1 rRNA gene is annotated in these 1,526 nt (G+C 68.5%); it reads right to left on the bottom strand.

From position 1 onward, the window contains the following. Nucleotides 1-1,427: 1,427 nt before the first annotated feature. Nucleotides 1,428-1,526: ribosomal RNA gene (gene rrf / locus DEI83_RS15645) — 5S ribosomal RNA — on the bottom strand; the annotation flags it as partial.

Raw genomic sequence — 1,526 nt, 5'->3', positions numbered from 1 at the left:
CGCTCCAGCCGCTCCGCCGCACCTTTGGGGTGACGAGGGATTACTTTACGCAGCCCCCACACCCACCACCAACCCACCCCACATCCCGGGCGTGTCGCACACTGCAACAGGAGCACAAGCCCCTCGCGCTCACGGCCCACGGCCCACGGCTCACGGCTCACGGCTCACGGCTCACGGCTCACGGCTCACGGCTCACGGCGCACGGCGCACGGCGCACGGCGCACGGCGCACGGCGCACGGCGAGTGTCGACCACCCGGGCGCACCGGTGTCAACGAACCGGTGTCTCGAGTCGTTCTTCACGAGCATCAGCCGGCAGCTCAGTGATGTGCTGGTGGCCGAGTGGTCACTGGTATGCCGTCCGCGCGTTGGGACACGGCGTCGCGTGCGCGTGGTCCTCGAGGATCCGGACGGTCCGGCACAAGGCCCTCGACAGCGCTCCTCTCGAGGTGCAACTGCGAGTCGCGCGGTGCAACCGCGAGTCCGCGGCGCCGCGACGATCGAGCCGGAGGGCACTGCTCGACGTCCTGATCGAGCACGAAGCGAACGGACCACACGCGCGACGAGCGACGGAGGAGTCGGCTGCTCGAGGAAACGGGCGGCGACAAGGGCACAGCCACAGGCACATGTGCGGGAAACCACAGCGCTGATGTGGTTCAGCCTGAGCCGCTCGCGTCGGCGCCGTTGCCGGAGGAGCGATGCAGCTGACCTCCCGCGGTTGCCTGGCCCGTGGCACTCATCGACATCCGAACAACCGTTCGTTCGTGATGAACCTGCAGGGACTTGTGTCTGGCGCTTCGCCACCGTCGAAGGAAGCGCCCACCGCCGTCAGGCAAGGCCACCGCACCAGCCAACCCGCCGGCGCGCGTCGACGATGGACGGCCGATCGGATCTGCCTCGATCCGGACACGAGGACGGCGGTGATGACCGACGCAGACCGTACAGCGCAGACCGCGCACGACGGTCGACCCCCGCGCGAGGGCCCGGTCGGCCATCTCGCCGGCCGTCTGTCTCTGCCGACGTCGCGGCCCGCAGCAAAGAGGCACCGGGCCGCTTGGCGTCGATGCCGTCAGACAAGGCCATGTCCGTGCCCCGGAACGAGAGGGTCGGCCCGCTCGAGAAGCACTTGTCGACCAGCGACGAGCCGCGCACCTTCTCGAGCGATGACAGTGGACGCTGTGCAGCAACCCGCCCCATCGCATCGACCAGTCCGCAGCTCCGCTCTGTACCCGGAGGAGCTCGAGCCAAAGTCGCGAAGGACCCCGGTTCCGGCAGTTTGGTGACCAGTGCCGGATCAACGAAGGCCGGCCCCGGTCCCGCTCCGAGGCCGGACGATCAGGATCATGCGATGCCCCGGGGACGCGAAAAGAGCCCCTGGGCGGGTGAGCGTTGCTGCTCGCCCGTCCAGGGGCTCTTTTTGTGAAAAGGAGTCCGGCGGCGTCCTACTCTCCCACAAGGTCCCCCTTGCAGTACCATCGGCGCTGAGAGGCTTAGCTTCCGGGTTCGGAATGTGACCGGGCGTTTCCCT

The organism is Curtobacterium sp. MCBD17_021, assembly GCF_003234525.1.
In the GTDB taxonomy this organism is placed as follows: domain Bacteria; phylum Actinomycetota; class Actinomycetes; order Actinomycetales; family Microbacteriaceae; genus Curtobacterium.
Note: the sequence above shows the minus strand (reverse complement) of the source record. Positions and strands in the feature narration are given on the sequence as shown.